At 39.3% G+C, this 15,224-nt stretch carries 18 protein-coding genes; 16 read left to right on the top strand and 2 right to left on the bottom strand.

Annotated features, from left to right (window positions below):
- The first annotated feature begins 306 nt into the window (after window positions 1-306).
- The 8 genes from uvrB (at window position 307) to HMPREF2780_RS01715 (ending at window position 6,221) form a co-directional block, all read left to right on the top strand.
- On the top strand, window positions 307-2,295 hold the full coding sequence (gene uvrB / locus HMPREF2780_RS01750) for an excinuclease ABC subunit UvrB (protein WP_008808768.1): 1,989 nt from the start codon (window positions 307-309) through the stop codon (window positions 2,293-2,295).
- Between the two features lie 106 nt (window positions 2,296-2,401).
- On the top strand, window positions 2,402-3,178 hold the full coding sequence (locus tag HMPREF2780_RS01745) for a hypothetical protein (protein WP_061595713.1): 777 nt from the start codon (window positions 2,402-2,404) through the stop codon (window positions 3,176-3,178).
- Window positions 3,179-3,209: 31 nt separating this feature from the next.
- Window positions 3,210-3,707, top strand: coding sequence for a GNAT family N-acetyltransferase (locus tag HMPREF2780_RS01740; RefSeq protein WP_061595714.1), 498 nt, complete (start codon window positions 3,210-3,212; stop codon window positions 3,705-3,707).
- Window positions 3,708-3,741: 34 nt separating this feature from the next.
- Complete coding sequence (locus HMPREF2780_RS01735) at window positions 3,742-4,287, top strand: DUF1697 domain-containing protein (RefSeq protein ID WP_061595715.1); 546 nt, start codon at window positions 3,742-3,744, stop codon at window positions 4,285-4,287.
- The gene (locus tag HMPREF2780_RS01730) at window positions 4,277-4,813 is read left to right on the top strand and encodes a hypothetical protein (RefSeq protein WP_061595716.1); all 537 of its coding nucleotides are present in this window, start codon (window positions 4,277-4,279) and stop codon (window positions 4,811-4,813) included. The genes HMPREF2780_RS01735 and HMPREF2780_RS01730 overlap by 11 nt, the downstream gene beginning before the upstream one ends.
- Complete coding sequence (locus HMPREF2780_RS01725) at window positions 4,791-5,234, top strand: hypothetical protein (protein ID WP_061595717.1); 444 nt, start codon at window positions 4,791-4,793, stop codon at window positions 5,232-5,234. The genes HMPREF2780_RS01730 and HMPREF2780_RS01725 overlap by 23 nt, the downstream gene beginning before the upstream one ends.
- Window positions 5,235-5,305: 71 nt before the next feature.
- Window positions 5,306-5,731, top strand: coding sequence for a hypothetical protein (locus HMPREF2780_RS01720; RefSeq protein WP_199774037.1), 426 nt, complete (start codon window positions 5,306-5,308; stop codon window positions 5,729-5,731).
- Between the two features lie 22 nt (window positions 5,732-5,753).
- On the top strand, window positions 5,754-6,221 hold the full coding sequence (locus HMPREF2780_RS01715; protein WP_046165658.1) for an 8-oxo-dGTP diphosphatase: 468 nt from the start codon (window positions 5,754-5,756) through the stop codon (window positions 6,219-6,221).
- 40 nt (window positions 6,222-6,261) lie between these two features.
- Here the strand turns inward: HMPREF2780_RS01715 and HMPREF2780_RS01710 are convergent, their stop codons facing one another.
- Window positions 6,262-6,774, bottom strand: a complete 513-nt coding sequence (locus HMPREF2780_RS01710) for a transcription repressor NadR (RefSeq protein ID WP_046165657.1) — start codon at window positions 6,772-6,774, stop codon at window positions 6,262-6,264.
- A gap of 38 nt (window positions 6,775-6,812) precedes the next feature.
- Window positions 6,813-7,340, bottom strand: coding sequence for a hypothetical protein (locus HMPREF2780_RS01705; RefSeq protein WP_061595718.1), 528 nt, complete (start codon window positions 7,338-7,340; stop codon window positions 6,813-6,815).
- A gap of 160 nt (window positions 7,341-7,500) precedes the next feature.
- On the opposite strand from HMPREF2780_RS01705, the gene HMPREF2780_RS01700 reads away from it, so the two are divergent.
- The 8 genes from HMPREF2780_RS01700 (at window position 7,501) to HMPREF2780_RS01665 (ending at window position 15,103) form a co-directional block, all read left to right on the top strand.
- The gene (locus tag HMPREF2780_RS01700) at window positions 7,501-8,775 is read left to right on the top strand and encodes a DUF2130 domain-containing protein (protein ID WP_061595719.1); all 1,275 of its coding nucleotides are present in this window, start codon (window positions 7,501-7,503) and stop codon (window positions 8,773-8,775) included.
- A gap of 25 nt (window positions 8,776-8,800) precedes the next feature.
- Window positions 8,801-10,054, top strand: a complete 1,254-nt coding sequence (locus HMPREF2780_RS01695; protein WP_105025995.1) for a glutamyl-tRNA amidotransferase — start codon at window positions 8,801-8,803, stop codon at window positions 10,052-10,054.
- 22 nt (window positions 10,055-10,076) lie between these two features.
- The gene (gene truB, locus HMPREF2780_RS01690) at window positions 10,077-10,955 is read left to right on the top strand and encodes a tRNA pseudouridine(55) synthase TruB (protein ID WP_060970514.1); all 879 of its coding nucleotides are present in this window, start codon (window positions 10,077-10,079) and stop codon (window positions 10,953-10,955) included.
- A 22-nt stretch (window positions 10,956-10,977) separates the two neighbouring features.
- The gene (locus HMPREF2780_RS01685; protein WP_060970513.1) at window positions 10,978-11,895 is read left to right on the top strand and encodes a bifunctional riboflavin kinase/FAD synthetase; all 918 of its coding nucleotides are present in this window, start codon (window positions 10,978-10,980) and stop codon (window positions 11,893-11,895) included.
- A 135-nt stretch (window positions 11,896-12,030) separates the two neighbouring features.
- Window positions 12,031-12,201, top strand: a complete 171-nt coding sequence (locus HMPREF2780_RS11615; RefSeq protein WP_023916836.1) for a hypothetical protein — start codon at window positions 12,031-12,033, stop codon at window positions 12,199-12,201.
- A gap of 37 nt (window positions 12,202-12,238) precedes the next feature.
- Window positions 12,239-12,739 (top strand): hypothetical protein, encoded by a 501-nt coding sequence (locus HMPREF2780_RS01680; RefSeq protein WP_042763686.1) that lies wholly within the window; start codon window positions 12,239-12,241, stop codon window positions 12,737-12,739.
- Between the two features lie 168 nt (window positions 12,740-12,907).
- Window positions 12,908-13,579, top strand: a complete 672-nt coding sequence (locus tag HMPREF2780_RS01670; protein ID WP_023916838.1) for a DUF2786 domain-containing protein — start codon at window positions 12,908-12,910, stop codon at window positions 13,577-13,579.
- A 33-nt stretch (window positions 13,580-13,612) separates the two neighbouring features.
- On the top strand, window positions 13,613-15,103 hold the full coding sequence (locus tag HMPREF2780_RS01665; protein ID WP_105025994.1) for a primase C-terminal domain-containing protein: 1,491 nt from the start codon (window positions 13,613-13,615) through the stop codon (window positions 15,101-15,103).
- Window positions 15,104-15,224: the final 121 nt, after the last annotated feature.

The raw sequence follows: 15,224 nt of genomic DNA, 5'->3' as shown, positions 1-15,224 counted from the left end.
TATGTTAGATTATATAACATCAATCACTTAATCTCATCGATTTGGAAACATGCTGTGTTTACTGATTGCCCTATTTTAGTTATCATTTTCAAGCAATTAATAGTTTTGTTATTTTAATAAGATTTATTACCTATGTTTCAAAATTCAATTTGCATAGTTTAGAACGGACTTTATTCTTGTCTGTCAATGAAATGTAGGATAAAAAAAGAATGATGATAGAGTTGTGGACCATTGGCTCACATCCAAATCCAGAGAAAATAGGGCAAATATGGTAAAATGATAGAAGCACAATTTGAGGAATAAAAGATGATTAACAGAATAACAGATAATAAATTTGAATTGATTTCCAAGTATGAGCCTTCAGGAGATCAGCCCCAGGCTATCGAGCAGCTGGTGGATAATATTGAGGGCGGCGAGAAAGCCCAGATTCTCATGGGGGCGACTGGTACTGGTAAGACCTATACCATGAGTCAGGTTATCGCTCAGGTCAACAAGCCGACTCTGGTTATCGCCCACAATAAAACGCTGGCTGGCCAGCTTTATGGCGAGTTTAAGGAGTTTTTCCCCAATAACGCGGTGGAATACTTCGTTTCCTACTATGATTACTACCAGCCTGAGGCCTATGTGCCTTCCAGCGATACTTATATCGAAAAGGATAGCTCGGTCAATGACGAGATTGATAAGCTCCGTCACTCAGCGACATCTGCCCTTCTAGAGCGCAATGATGTGATTGTCGTGGCTTCTGTCTCTTGTATCTATGGTCTGGGTTCACCTAAGGAATACTCCGATAGTGTGGTTAGCCTGCGTCCTGGACTAGAGATTTCTCGTGATAAGCTACTCAATGACTTGGTAGATATCCAGTTTGAGCGCAATGACATTGATTTTCAGCGGGGGAAATTCCGGGTTCGTGGTGATGTGGTAGAGATTTTCCCAGCTTCTAGGGATGAGCATGCTTTTCGGGTGGAGTTTTTTGGAGATGAGATTGACCGGATTCGTGAGGTTGAAGCCTTGACAGGTCGAGTCTTGGGCGAGGTGGACCATTTGGCCATCTTCCCAGCCACCCACTTCGTGACCAATGAAGACCACATGGAAGTAGCCATTGCTAAGATTCAGGCGGAGCTGGAGGAGCAGCTAGCTATCTTTGAGAAGGAAGGCAAGCTTCTGGAAGCCCAGCGCTTGAAACAGCGCACAGAGTACGATATCGAAATGCTGCGCGAAATGGGTTATACGAATGGTGTTGAGAACTATTCTCGCCACATGGATGGTCGGAGCGAAGGAGAGCCGCCTTATACCCTTTTGGACTTTTTCCCTGATGACTTCTTGATTATGATTGACGAGAGTCACATGACCATGGGACAGATTCGCGGTATGTACAATGGCGACCGCTCTCGTAAGGAGATGTTGGTTAATTATGGTTTCCGCTTGCCGTCTGCCTTGGACAACCGTCCGCTGCGCCGAGAAGAATTTGAAAGCCATGTTCACCAGATTGTCTATGTATCGGCTACGCCGGGCGACTATGAAAATGAACAGACGGATACTGTTATTGAGCAGATTATCCGACCGACAGGGCTTCTGGATCCAGAGGTGGAAGTCCGCCCAACTATGGGACAGATTGATGATCTTTTGGGTGAAATCAATGCACGTGTTGAAAAGAACGAACGCACCTTTATCACAACCCTGACCAAGAAGATGGCGGAAGATTTGACGGACTACTTCAAGGAAATGGGAGTCAAGGTCAAGTATATGCACTCGGATATCAAGACATTGGAGCGGACTGAGATTATCCGTGATTTGCGCTTGGGTGTCTTTGACGTTTTGGTTGGGATTAACCTGCTACGCGAGGGAATCGACGTACCCGAGGTTAGTCTGGTGGCAATCCTTGATGCGGACAAGGAAGGTTTCCTCCGCAACGAGCGTGGCCTGATCCAGACCATCGGTCGGGCAGCCCGCAACAGCGAAGGGCATGTTATCATGTATGCCGATACCATGACCCAGTCCATGCAGCGCGCTATCGATGAAACTGCCCGCCGCCGGGCAATCCAGATGGCTTATAATGAAGAGCACGGCATTGTACCGCAGACTATTAAGAAAGAAATCCGTGACCTGATAAGCGTGACCAAGGCAGCCCTGCCAGACAAGGAAGAAACTGTCGAAATCGAAAGCCTCAACAAGCAGGAGCGCAAGGACATGATCAAGAAACTGGAAGGCCAAATGCAAGAAGCTGCCGGACTCCTCGACTTCGAACTGGCCGCACAGATTCGCGATATGATTCTGGAAATAAAGGCGATGGATTAAATAATATAATTTGTACCAAAGTTACGAACTAAGCTTTTAATTTCTTTTTTAGTCAATAAGTTGTTATGTAAAAATAAGATAGAGAAGTTTAAGTGGGGGAATTGAAGTGAAAAAGGATCTAATTAAACTAATACTTATTTTCTTTATTTCAATTTTTGTGATAGGCATGATACCGATAGTTCAATTTATTTGGGCATTTATGCCGACAAAACTTGTTACGAAAGAGGAAAAGCAGCATATTGAATATGTTGTGAACACAGCTTTTGAAGATAATTTAGGATTGAAGGTTAAAAAAATAGAGATTCCAACTTGGGTTAGTCATGTTACTTATCAATATGAAGTAAAAGTTCAATTGACTGAAGAGGCGGACAAAATTTTAACAGATGAGTTAGAAGAAAGAACTTATTCCTATTACGCTAATAGTGATGATGAGCCATCTTCCATATTAACAGATCTTACCTTTTCTTCTGTCTTAGATACAAATTCCCATCCAATGTTGAATACCTTATATTTTGACAAAGAGTCTGTTCTAAAGCCGGTGAAATTTAAGAAGCTGAGTACAGATTTAGATTACGATGTAACTGACGACCAAAAAGGGTTTTATCGTGATTTGGTTCAAATTAAAAAGGAACTAAAGTATAATCCCAAGACAGAGAAGTATGAAGCATCAGCAGAGAACATAAAGAAATTGAGAAAGGATATGATCCGATTATCAGAAAAGTATGGGGCTCAATTGAATTTGTATCTCAATCTGGAAGGTCGAATTCCTGATGGTGCGACTCTAACTGATTATGTTGATTTTACTACCTTACCCAAAAATGTTTATGTAGTTGTTTGGGGAGAAAATGGGAAATTAGATAGTAATGGTTTTCAGGCGGAATAATCTAGATAGTTTTATTCAAGGAGAAAAACAAATGGTCATCACTATCAAAGCAATGGAAACAGCTGAGGAGATAGAAGGGAAATCCCGAGTTCATTGGCAGACATGGCGTGAAGCTTATGATGAGATTTTGCCTGCGGAATTTCAAGAGCAGATGACTTTGGATAAGTGTCGATTTTATAGTCAAAAGTATCCTGAAAATACCTTGATCGCTTTGGATGATGCTAAAGTGGTCGGCTTTGTTAGCTACGGTGATTTTCGAGACTCAGATACAAGAGCGGGTGAAATTTTCGCCTTGTATGTCTTAAAAGATTATTATGGCAAAGGTGTAGGACAGCAGTTAATGCAGGCTGCTTTTGCTGCCTTGGATGGTTATCAAGAGATTGTATTATGGGTTTTAGAAGATAACAAACGTGCCATCGCTTTCTATAAAAAAATGGGTTTTGTTTTTGACAGTGAGGAAAAAGTCATCGACTTAGGAAAAGCCGTGAAAGAAAAACGGCTGATTTACTCGAAAAACTCTAACAATTAGTTTGGACATAATAGATATATTTTAAGGAGCACACATGCGTTATGCACTTTTACTCCGCGGTATTAATGTCGGCGGAAAAAACAAGGTCGTTATGGCTGATTTGAAGAAGGATTTAGCAGAGTTGGGTTTTGAAAACCCAGTTTCCTACATCAATAGTGGCAATCTTTTCTTTGAGAGCGAGGAGCAGGAGGAGAGGATTCGGGAGATATTGTCGGCTTATTTTAGTCAGTCTTATGATTTTCCTCTGCCTTTCGTCCTTGTCAGCTCTGCCATGCTTCAAAAAGAAACAGCCAATCTGCCTACTTGGTGGCAGGATGAAACAGCCTTTCGGCGAGATGTTCTCTTTTATCTGCCGGAGACAGATAGGGAAACTGTTCAAGAACTGGCGGGTAACTGGGCAAATGACAAGGAGCAGCTGCATTTTGGACAGACGGCTTTCTTTTATAGCAATGCTGACCAAGCGGACTATCTCAAGTCCAACTACCATAAGAAACTGCTCAAATCTAGTTTTTACAAGCAACTAACCATCCGAAACGGTAAGACTTTCCAGAAGATTGTGGAGTTGGTGAATGAAAAGTAAAACCAAAAAGAAAAATAAAAACAAAAGAAAAGTAAAAGTTCAGGGGAACAAATTTATCCTTTGGTTGGAAAAACATTGGATAGTAGAAGCTCTTTTAGGTTATATATTCTTTATAATGGTTGGTCTTGGCGTGGGATATTTAACATTTGGTAATGAGAGTATTCCTGCTCCGCTTCGTGAGTTTAGTTATATTAGCCCCTTGTATCTAAATTTGTTTCTTCTGGTTACTTTTCCATTCTATTCTTGGTTTGGAAGTCTGAGAGGAGAGGGGAGCAACTCGCTGGAAGATATTTCAGAATTTTTTCTCTATCTAAATGGCCTGATTTTTCTTTTTCATTGTTTTGTAGGGATTAGATTGAAACACGGAAAGGGTTTTTTGCCACCTTTAATCAGTTTGGATTCTCGCTATGTCTGGTTTCCGATTGCTACCTATCTAATCTTTTTCTTCATTTCAGCGTTAACGATATTGATTTTAAAATATAATGAAAAAAAGAGGGAAAAACATGACCAAAGAAAATTTAATTAAATTGTTTTCATTTAAAACACTCTATCTGGCCTTGCTAACTTTCGTCATTCTTCATTTGATTTTGTTAGCTTTTGGCCTATCCTTTACTCCGTTTTTGTGGAATAGTTGGTTTTTCATTCTTTGTTTGACCCTTTTTATCCATCCTTGGATCGTCTTTTTAAGAACAAGGATTTTTCAATGGTACCACCTTATCTTTCAATTATTCAGTGCATTACTGGCACTTTATCTTTGGTTTGCAGCGTTCTTTGTTTTGTCAATCATCCAGAATCCAGCCATTCCTATCAATATAGACTATCATATACAAGATAAAGAAATCATCATTGTCAGGGGTTTTGTGGTCCATAGTACCTATGAACACCATGAATTGATCAATCCCTTTATCATGAAGTCAGAAGTAAAATATAACGAAGATATGTTTTAATAACTTAGAAAGTGAGTTGATCCATAGCCTGTTTGAGATCTAGTCATAATCTTGAGAAGAGGAAAAATATTATGAAATATTTAAATGTGTATAGAATAGTTTATCTTGCCTTGTTATCCTTCGTCATTTTCCATCTTATTTTATTAACATTTGGTTTAGCATTTATTTCTACTCTGTGGAATTTCTGGTTTTTTTGTCTTTGTTTAACCTTATTGTTCCATTTATGGGGTCGATTTTATAAATCAAGGGTAGGTCAAAAGTGCCATCTTATTCTAGAGCTCTTTAGTGCTTTTGTAGTTTTTTGTATCTGGGGTGTTTCGCTTTTAGCTTTTTCTTTTATAGAAGATTCACGCATTCCAATTACAGTAGATTGTAGGATAGTAGATAGGGAAGTTATCATCGTTAGAGGATCTTTGCTTCATGGTTATCGTGAATACCACGATTTAGTTAATTCTTTTATGATGAAGTCCGAAGTAAAATTTCGGGATGAATATTAACAAATAGAAAGTGAGTGAATCCATGTCACGTGCCCAAGAAACGATTTTAACTAATATTTGCCTTATAGAAGATCTCGAGAACGAACGTGTGGTTATGCAATACCGCTCTCCTGAGCGTAATCATTGGTCTGGCTATGCCTTTCCGGGTGGCCATATCGAGAAGGGCGAGTCTCTCCATGATGCAGTTGTGCGTGAGATTTTAGAGGAAACAGGTTTAACCATTCGTCATCCAAAATTGGTCGGGGTAAAGAACTGGCATACGGATGAGGGAATTCGCTATATCGTCTTTTGCTACAAAGCGACTGAATTTTCTGGTCAGATTCACTCGACAGAAGAGGGCGAGATTTCTTGGGTAGACAAGAATGCTCTGCCAAAACTAGACTTAGCCTATGATATGCTAGAACTTCTGCGTATGATGGAAGATGAGGAGCTTTCGGAATATTACTATCACGAGCGGATAGAAGGTGGATGGCGTAAAAGTATGTACTAAAAAAACTGACTAGGTTAGATCCTAATCAGTCTTTTTTTGTTTACTCCAACAAAAACCCCAAATCCCTCAAAGCAGTCTCAACATAATCCAAATCCTGTTGAGAGTCAGCTTGGATCAGGTGATAGTGAACTCCATCTGTCAGCTCAGATAAAGGACGGAATTGAGATCCTTCGACCTGTTGAAGAAAATGTTGGACATCACGGCGACAGGTCAGCTTCAGGTAAGTCTGTATTTCACCATAAACTGGATGCTCAATCAGAATATTCTGGACTCGACCACCATTATCAACAATGGCTAATAGTTCAGTTTCCATATCTTCTACGCCATGTTTAATCTTGAATAGCCGATGAAAAGTAGGAATGTCGTCAGTTCCTTTATATAGATATCCACGATTGGTTGAAAGAATGGGAGCACCATCAGCTCTAAGCAAGGCAATATCTTGCACAATAATCTGCCTGGTCACATGGAAATGCTCAGCCAAAGCTTGACCATTGATAGCAACACTAGATTGTTTTAAAAGTTCTAATAATTTTTCTTTTCTTTGCTTTGTCATAGCTTCATTTTAAGACAAATAAGAATAAGTTGCAAGGATTATATAATTTTTTTCAAAGCTTGAAAAATAAAATCAGAAATCAAAAAGTCTACGATACTGTGAATAATAGTACCAAAGCCAACCAAGATAAACAATAAATAGAAAAGATTACCACTTGGATAAGCAGTGGAGCTGTAAAAAATAACGCAGACCACCACTTCCCCTAATGCGTGGATAATGGCCATTACAATATTGAAAATCCACTTCTTAATTGGATTATTTAAGGTTTCGGGAGCTTTCTTCAAGTAGATAGCCCCAAGGGTACCGAATACAATATGAGAGAAAGCACGTAGGACAATTACAAATGGATAACCAGCTATCAAAAAACCATAAGTAGATCCTAAAATGACAATCACAGTCATTAGAGGCGAGATAAACATAGCCAGAAAGATGGCGACGTGGCTCCCCAACGTATAAGAAGCAGGGGGGATGACAATTTTCAAGGGCATAACCATAGGAATGGCAATTGCTAAGGCTGTGAGCAAAGCGGTCATGGTTAAAAATTGATTTTTAGATTTAATTTTCATTACAACCTCCTTTTGGTGTATATACAGTAGTATAGTACACTGTTTTGTCAAGTAAGTCAAGAGGAATTTGAAGCAAGCCTTAGATCATTAGCCCGAGTTTTTCATTTATAACAAGGAATGGTATAATATAATGAAGAAATTTCATGAAAGAGGATAATCCATGAACGAAATAAAATGCCCCAACTGTGGGGAAGTCTTTACAGTAAATGAGAGTCAGTATGCTGAACTCTTGTCCCAAGTGAGGACAGCTGAGTTTGATAAGGAACTGCATGATCGGATGAAGCAGGAACTGGCCTTGGCTGAGCAGAAAGCCATGAATGAGCAACAGTCTAAACTAGCTCAAAAAGACCAAGAAATCGCTCAATTGCAGAGTCAAATCCAAAACTTTGATACAGAAAAAGAACTCGCTAGGAAAGAAATAGAGCAGACAAGCTATGAGGCTTTATTGGCCAAGGACAAGGAAGTACAGGCCTTGGAAAACCAATTGGCTACCTTACGTTTAGAGCATGAAAATCAACTGCAAAAGACCCTCTCTGGCCTAGAAAAAGAACGAGACCAGGTCAAAAATCAGCTTCTCTTGCAAGAAAAGGAAAACGAGTTGTCTCTAGCTTCCGTCAAACAGAATTACGAAGCTCAGCTCAAGGCAGTTAGTGAACAAGTCGAGTTTTATAAGAATTTCAAGACTCAACAATCCACTAAGGCTATCGGGGAAAGTTTGGAACAGTATGCAGAGAGTGAGTTTAACAAGGTTCGTAGTTTTGCCTTTCCAAATGCCTACTTTGAGAAGGATAACAAGGTCTCTGCGCGAGGGTCTAAGGGAGATTTTATCTTCCGTGAATGCGATGAAAATGGTATCGAAATCATTTCCATCATGTTTGAGATGAAAAATGAAGCGGACGGAACAGAGAAGAAGCATAAGAATGCAGGTTTTTACAAAGAATTGGACAAGGACCGTCGGGAGAAAAACTGTGAGTATGCCGTTTTGGTGACCATGTTAGAAGCAGATAACGACTACTTTAACACAGGGATTGTTGACGTCAGTCACGAGTATGAAAAGATGTATGTGGTCCGTCCTCAGTTCTTTATTCAGTTGATTGGTCTCCTGCGAAATGCGGCGCTTAATTCTCTTAAATACAAGCAAGAGCTAGCCTTGGTTCGGGAGCAGAATATTGATATTACCCATTTTGAAGAAGATTTGGATGCCTTCAAACTAGCTTTTGCAAAGAACTACAACTCAGCTTCGACCAATTTTGGTAAAGCCATTGATGAAATCGACAAGGCTATTAAGCGTATGGAAGAGGTCAAGAAGTTCCTGACCACATCAGAAAACCAACTTCGTCTTGCCAACAACAAATTGGAGGATGTCTCAGTCAAAAGATTGACCCGAAAAAATCCAACCATGAAAGCGAAATTTGAAGCACTGAAGGGAGAGTGAGATTACCTTAAAAACAGGAGTTTATATGAAAAAATCTTTGAAATTCTCAGATATTTATATTGCTTATTTACCATTAGTTGTATTTTTTCTTAATCTCCTATATGGTCTTTTAAATATTGAAGGCGTAGGCGATACAGACTCAAACTATAGTTTATTATTTGGTATTTTTGGACTTATTCCAACTATATTCGGTTATGGAATTAGCTTTTTAGCCAATCTCATCGTAGGTATATCTTATGCGCGAAAAGCACATAAAAAATCAAAACGTATTGTTGCTTTTCTATTGATCGGGAATGTTTTTTTAGCAATTTTTCTGATGTTTTTGCTAAGATTTAAGATGATCGTTTCCTTTGACTTTATAAAGGATCTTGACCTTTGGAGTTTCATTTTTTCATTATTTTTATTTCCGTATTTAGATTGGATTTATCAAAAGGAAGACTACAATCCAAAAATAAGTCGTATGTTACTTATTATATTTTTGATTGGTATTTTTTCTCCATTTGTAGGAAGTAGAATTCAGGTCCACTATAGAAATAATGCTAAAGTTAAACAATTAAAAGAGTTTTATTCTTCTAGGGGAATGAATTATGATGTCGCTCTTAAAAGCGTAGAAATAGATAGTAACGTTTCAGATATTAGTATTTTTGATGTATCGGATAACGGAATAACCATTCAAGTAGGTGCTAAGTATATTCGTCAAAAATTAACAGAGGTCAGTTTCATTAATGAGAATTATGGTTTTAAAGAATTCTTGAGGCTTTCTGTATCGAGCCAAGAAGCTCAGACGGTTCTGAATGATTTTAAATCAGCTGTAGAAAGTGCAATACAAAAGAAAGGCTATGATTTAGTCGTTATTGATGATAAAGAACAGCCATTAGCTAACCCTGGTTTTAAAATATCAAGTTCATATAGAATAACTCCATTAATAAAAGAAAAAGCTCTTCAAAATCATAATTCATTCAGTAAAGAAAAACAAGCTTTTAGAGGATATGCGACTCTTTCTGTTAAAGACTTTATGAAGGAGGGAGCTCTTTCGTTGCATTTAACACTTAGCAAAAGCAACCTATTGGAACTAGGTGATATTGATTTTTCAAGCCTTCCAGATGGATATTACAACATAAACTCTGACTACTTTTCGGTTGTTAATGGAAAATATAAACGGCTTGAAAAGGATGATAATTTTGAATATATTTTACCAATTGAGTCGGGAAAACCATTTTACTCTGAGGATTTATATGATATTAAAAAAATTGATTTAAACAATGGGGAATATAAGTGAAAGGGAAATTAGAAAGCAACACATGAACGGTATTATCAACTTAAAAAAAGAAGCGGGAATGACCTCGCATGATGCGGTTTTTAAACTGCGTAAGATTTTGGGAACTAAAAAGATTGGTCATGGTGGGACCTTGGATCCGGATGTGGTGGGTGTTTTACCCATTGCAGTTGGCAAGGCGACACGCATGGTCGAGTTTATGCAGGACGAGGGCAAGATCTATGAGGGGGAAATCACTCTCGGTTATTCAACGACGACCGAGGATGCTAGTGGGGAAGTGGTCTCAGAGACTCCTGTTTTGTCGCCCTTGGATGAAAAGCTTGTCGATGAAGCGATTGCGAGTCTGACTGGGCCTATTACTCAGATTCCACCTATGTATTCGGCTGTTAAGGTTAATGGTCGCAAGCTCTATGAATATGCGCGTGCAGGTCAGGAAGTGGAGCGTCCAGAACGCCAGGTGACTATTTATCAATTTGAACGGACAAGTCCGATTTCTTATGAGGGCGAACTTGCACGTTTTACCTTTCGTGTGAAATGTAGTAAGGGGGCTTATATCCGTACCTTGTCTGTTGACTTGGGAGAGAAGCTGGGCTATGCTGCTCATATGTCTCATTTAATACGAACTAGTGCTGCAGGTATGAATCTGGCCGACGCCTTAAGCTTGGATCAAATAGCAGAGCGAGTAGCAGAGGAAGATTATTCTTTTCTCCAGCCACTAGAACTGGGTATCGGGGATTTACTGAAAGTCGAGCTATCAGACGAGCAGGTTGAAGATGTGAGAAATGGTCGTTTTATCAGCTTGGTGTCAGATGAAGCTGAGCTAGCTGGTTTTTATGGAGAAAAGCTGGTAGCTATTTTAGAAAAAAGAAAGGACCAGTTCAAGCCTCGCAAGGTCTTTCTCTGATAATTTATGATAGAATATAAGAATGAAAACAATCCATATTTCAAATGACAAAGATATCCAACAAACTCAGGACACTGTCTTAGTTTTAGGTTATTTTGATGGTTTACACAGGGGGCACCAAGCCCTTTTTGCCGAGGCACGTCAGATTGCAGCAGAAAAAAAACTGAAGATCGCTGTGCTTACTTTTCCAGAATCTCCCAAGCTAGCTTTTGTGCGTTACCAGCCTGATTTATTACTTCATCTCAACAGTCCTGAAGAAAGAGAGCAACTGCTTGAAGCACAAGGAGTTGACTACCTTTATCTGATTGACTTTACCAGCTGTTTTGCAGGAAATAAAGCGAAAGATTTTTTTGAAAAGTACGTTAAGAAACTGAAAGCTAGAGCAGTTGTAGCTGGTTTTGACTATCATTTTGGATCAGACAAAAAAGAAGCTAAGGAGCTTAGTCAGTTTTTTGACGGGCAAATTGTTATTGTCTCATCAGTTAACCAAGATGAAAAGAAAATTTCCTCTACTCGGATACGTCAAGCCATTAAAGAAGGTCGTGTTGCTGAGGCTTCAAAATTACTAGGCTACCCATTGTCAACTAGAGGGATCGTCGTTCATGGAAATGCTCGTGGTCGAACCATTGGTTATCCAACAGCTAATTTAGCACCACTAGATCGTGTTTTTTTGCCGGGAGACGGTGTTTATGTCGTTGAAGTTGAACATAATGGTGAACGTTACAAAGGTATGGCTAGCGTTGGAAAGAATGTCACTTTTGAAGGCGATGAACTTCGTTTTGAAGCAAACATTTTTGATTTTTCAAAAGATATTTATGGTGATACGATTAAAATATACTGGCTTGATAAAATTCGGGATATGGTGAAGTTTGATGGAATTGAAAGTTTACTCAATCAGTTAAAATCAGATGAAGTCATTGCACGTGCTTGGAAAGCATAAAAGAAGTATCTGGATATAAGTAAGTGGTAAGAGTTTTTAGAAAAGTATAAATTGAATATCTTGTATAGGAAGGAGAACGGAGAAATCTGTTCTCCTTTTTTGTTCGTTTTAAATTTAAAGAGAAAGGAGATCATCATGCGAGGATTGGAGATTGTCATGAATATTGACACATTGGAAGTTTATGAAGTGATTGATCACGATAAAGAAAATCAGTCAGAGAAATTACCGCTAGAAGATTCTGAAGTTTCTCCAGGTGCCTTTCAACTTGATTTATTTGAAAGCATGAGCTGTCAGAACACATCCTAGGGGAGATTGTAAAGAACTGTATCAGAGGAGACAAACGATGATGACAAACAGTTTAAATTTATATGAAAAGTTACTCAATAGTGAGCCGTTAGGATTTATTGATCCGCTGACAGATCTAGGAGAGTTTGACAAGGTTCAGATGAAATTCAGAAAACCTGTCCGCAGCTTAACGAACAAGTATTCAGGTCAGCCTTATAATCCTTACTGGCAAGAGAAAATTGAGGAAATGCGATTACTCTATATTCAATATCAGCTAAGCCTACGTGAAGAAGACAAGAAAGAGAATATCCAAACCAGGGTCAAGGTTCCAGAAACTCAAGAACATATTGAAGAAATCGTGACCACGTATTTGAAGCTAGGTTTTCGCTTTAGAGAAATTGAAAAAAGAGTATCACTGTCCTACAAAAAGCTACGGAGTGACTGGAGTCGGTGCGATTATGTAACGACCGCAGAGACTGAGTTTTACAGTAAAGAGGACTTAAAGGACGGCTACTTCTTTTCGGTTGCTGCTCCTCCTAAGAGTATGAAAGAGAACTAAGAGAGGTTGACATGAGTTCAAAAGAACAGGGAAAATGTTGTATCTGTGGCTGCACTTGGAACAATGCTTGCTACACTCCAGACAAGGGGGCTTGTTGGTGGATAGATGAAGAAGAAACAATTTGCAGCCATTGCTATTATGGATTAGGAATAGCTCAGGAGGTCCCAAATGAACGATAAGATTATTTTAAAAGTTCAAAACTTACTTGAATTAGCCTATGACGCTCCAAATGATGAAGAAGGGCAGTCAGCGCTTCTCATGGCCCAGAAGTTGATGGTAAAACACAATTTAGCCATGAGTGATATACAAAAGATCCACAAGAATAATATTGGAGAGACTGTTGCAGCCTCAGAATATAGAATGGTTTGGTGGAAAGAGAAATTGGCTGGTATTCTTGGTGCAAACTTCAGGTGTAAAGTCATTAGACAAAGGAAAGTTGATGAAGGAATTACGAAAATGATTTTCTTTGGCTATGATAGTGATGCTGAATTTTGCACCAAAGTTTATGAAGGTGCTGTTTTATATCTGGAATATCGATTAAAACGTCTCTTCCCTACAATTACAAAAGCTCGCTGGAAAGACTACAAGAAGTCTTACTTGTTTGGATTTCTTACAGGGTTGAATGAGCGTTTTGAGAAACAAACTCAATCATCAGAAAAATTTGCTTTGATGGTTCAGGTTCCTGCTGAAGTATTGGAAGAACAGTATAAACGAATGGGAAAACTCAATGAGAGATCTGCCAAAATTCCAATTCAAAAAGTAGACCTGGAAGCTTATTCTGTAGGACTTGAACATGCAAAAGAAACAAAGCTAATGACTGATGAATTGTTAAACAGCTAGCTCAGTGATGAAAAAAATTAGGAATATTTCAATATGAATTTGAATACAATCTATCCTTTAATTCTCAAAGATGGATTAAGGAATTATAAATTTAGAAACAGTCATTTGAAACCTGTTTCTTCAGTTGAGGAAGGTAAGCGAGGAGCTATATTCACTTACCGTTCCAAAGCTCACATGATCAAGGCCCGTGGACTTGTTCTAACCTCAATGGAAGCTATTAAAGAAAATCAAGATGGCTTCACTCACTGGACGCCGAACGTTTATCGCTTCGGATCATACAGTGACAGCCGACGACAAATTACACGTGGCCATGCTGAAGAGAACTTGCGTCAGATCAATACCTTTGTGATTGATTTTGACCTGTCCTCAGACGATGTAATGACATCAGGAGACATCCTGACGGCTGCTCTTGATTTAGGCTTCATGCCAACGTTAATTCTAAAGTCAGATAAAGGATACCAGGCTTACTTTGTTCTGTCTGAGCCAGCCTATGTGACCGCCCATTCACAGTTCAAGGTGGTAAAGGTGGCCAAGGCGATCTCTCAAAACTTGAGAAGTTACTTTGGTCAGACTTTACCTGTTGATATGACCTGTAATCACTTTGGTATTTGCAGAATACCCCGTACAGATAATATCGAATTCTTTGACGAAGAGTACACCTATTCTTTCCAGGAGTGGCTGAATTGGTCGATGAAACAATCAGACTTGCCTTTCCCAAGTAAGAAACCGAACCTAACGGTTATTTCAGGAACAGAAGGGGCAAAACAGACCGATGAGCCCTGGTATAAGATGTTGATGAATGAGTCAAACATCAAAGGTACTAAGGACTTAATGGGTCGAAATTCTGTATTGTTCACTTTAGCCTTGGCTAATTTCTCCAGCGGTGTCTCACAAGGCGATTGTGAGGTCGTGTTAAACGAATTTAGCCTACGACTGGACGAACCAGTCACTACAAGCGAACTCTTAAAGATTATTGCCAGTGCTTATTCAGGCAAATATGAGGCAGCCAGCAGAGATTATATCATGCTGCTGTGTCGGGCCTGGGTCAATAAGGATTTGAAGGCTGCGGATCTCTTTACCAAGCAGCGGTGGTACAAATTCAAGAAGAAGCGGGCTGATCGCAAGAACAGTCATCTGTATGAATGGAAAGCCGATGTGATGGCCTATTTAGAGGACTTTTACCAGTCAGAAGATCCATTTATTCAGACAACGAAAAAGGCGCTGAGAGAAGCTCTCAGTATCCCTGAACGCTCTTTAGACAGAGTACTGAAAGCACTAAAGGCAGATCAGAAGATCTTCTTCACGATTAAATCTGGCCGTGGCGGCGGGATCCGTATTGCTTCCGTCAAGGCTATCTTCCTGTCCCTTCTCCAGGTGAAAAAGGAACGCCAGGAAGCGTATGTTGGTTATATTGCTGCTTTCTTTGAAGAAAGCTTGAGTCTCACTCGGCGAGTGATAGAAGGAGTTAAAAATGACCTTAAACAAGTATCACAACTCTCTTTATTTGAGCTCGACATTGGATAAAAAATAAAACCCGTCAAGTGCCTTTACATTATATCTAGGATAATGTGAGGCAATTCGGAGGCGGGGAAAAACTAGCTAGTAACTATTCATTAGGTAGGAGAACAAATAACACGTAAAAAAG

Source organism: Streptococcus sp. HMSC062B01 (assembly GCF_001811085.1).
Lineage (GTDB): Bacteria > Bacillota > Bacilli > Lactobacillales > Streptococcaceae > Streptococcus > Streptococcus gordonii.
The sequence above is the reverse complement of the archived record's forward strand: the minus strand, read 5'-3'. Positions and strand labels throughout refer to the sequence as shown.

Coding starts and splice junctions, on each gene's coding strand:
- HMPREF2780_RS01715 (WP_046165658.1), top strand. CDS start 5,754: ATGTCACGTGCCCAAGAAACGATTTTAACTAATATTTGCCTTATAGAA.
- HMPREF2780_RS01680 (WP_042763686.1), top strand. CDS start 12,239: ATGATGACAAACAGTTTAAATTTATATGAAAAGTTACTCAATAGTGAG.
- HMPREF2780_RS01730 (WP_061595716.1), top strand. CDS start 4,277: ATGAAAAGTAAAACCAAAAAGAAAAATAAAAACAAAAGAAAAGTAAAA.
- HMPREF2780_RS01695 (WP_105025995.1), top strand. CDS start 8,801: ATGAAAAAATCTTTGAAATTCTCAGATATTTATATTGCTTATTTACCA.
- HMPREF2780_RS01665 (WP_105025994.1), top strand. CDS start 13,613: ATGAATTTGAATACAATCTATCCTTTAATTCTCAAAGATGGATTAAGG.
- truB (WP_060970514.1), top strand. CDS start 10,077: ATGAACGGTATTATCAACTTAAAAAAAGAAGCGGGAATGACCTCGCAT.
- HMPREF2780_RS01710 (WP_046165657.1), bottom strand. CDS start 6,774: ATGACAAAGCAAAGAAAAGAAAAATTATTAGAACTTTTAAAACAATCT.
- HMPREF2780_RS01725 (WP_061595717.1), top strand. CDS start 4,791: ATGACCAAAGAAAATTTAATTAAATTGTTTTCATTTAAAACACTCTAT.
- HMPREF2780_RS01735 (WP_061595715.1), top strand. CDS start 3,742: ATGCGTTATGCACTTTTACTCCGCGGTATTAATGTCGGCGGAAAAAAC.
- HMPREF2780_RS01720 (WP_199774037.1), top strand. CDS start 5,306: ATGAAATATTTAAATGTGTATAGAATAGTTTATCTTGCCTTGTTATCC.
- HMPREF2780_RS01740 (WP_061595714.1), top strand. CDS start 3,210: ATGGTCATCACTATCAAAGCAATGGAAACAGCTGAGGAGATAGAAGGG.
- HMPREF2780_RS01670 (WP_023916838.1), top strand. CDS start 12,908: ATGAACGATAAGATTATTTTAAAAGTTCAAAACTTACTTGAATTAGCC.
- HMPREF2780_RS11615 (WP_023916836.1), top strand. CDS start 12,031: ATGCGAGGATTGGAGATTGTCATGAATATTGACACATTGGAAGTTTAT.
- HMPREF2780_RS01685 (WP_060970513.1), top strand. CDS start 10,978: ATGAAAACAATCCATATTTCAAATGACAAAGATATCCAACAAACTCAG.
- uvrB (WP_008808768.1), top strand. CDS start 307: ATGATTAACAGAATAACAGATAATAAATTTGAATTGATTTCCAAGTAT.
- HMPREF2780_RS01700 (WP_061595719.1), top strand. CDS start 7,501: ATGAACGAAATAAAATGCCCCAACTGTGGGGAAGTCTTTACAGTAAAT.
- HMPREF2780_RS01705 (WP_061595718.1), bottom strand. CDS start 7,340: ATGAAAATTAAATCTAAAAATCAATTTTTAACCATGACCGCTTTGCTC.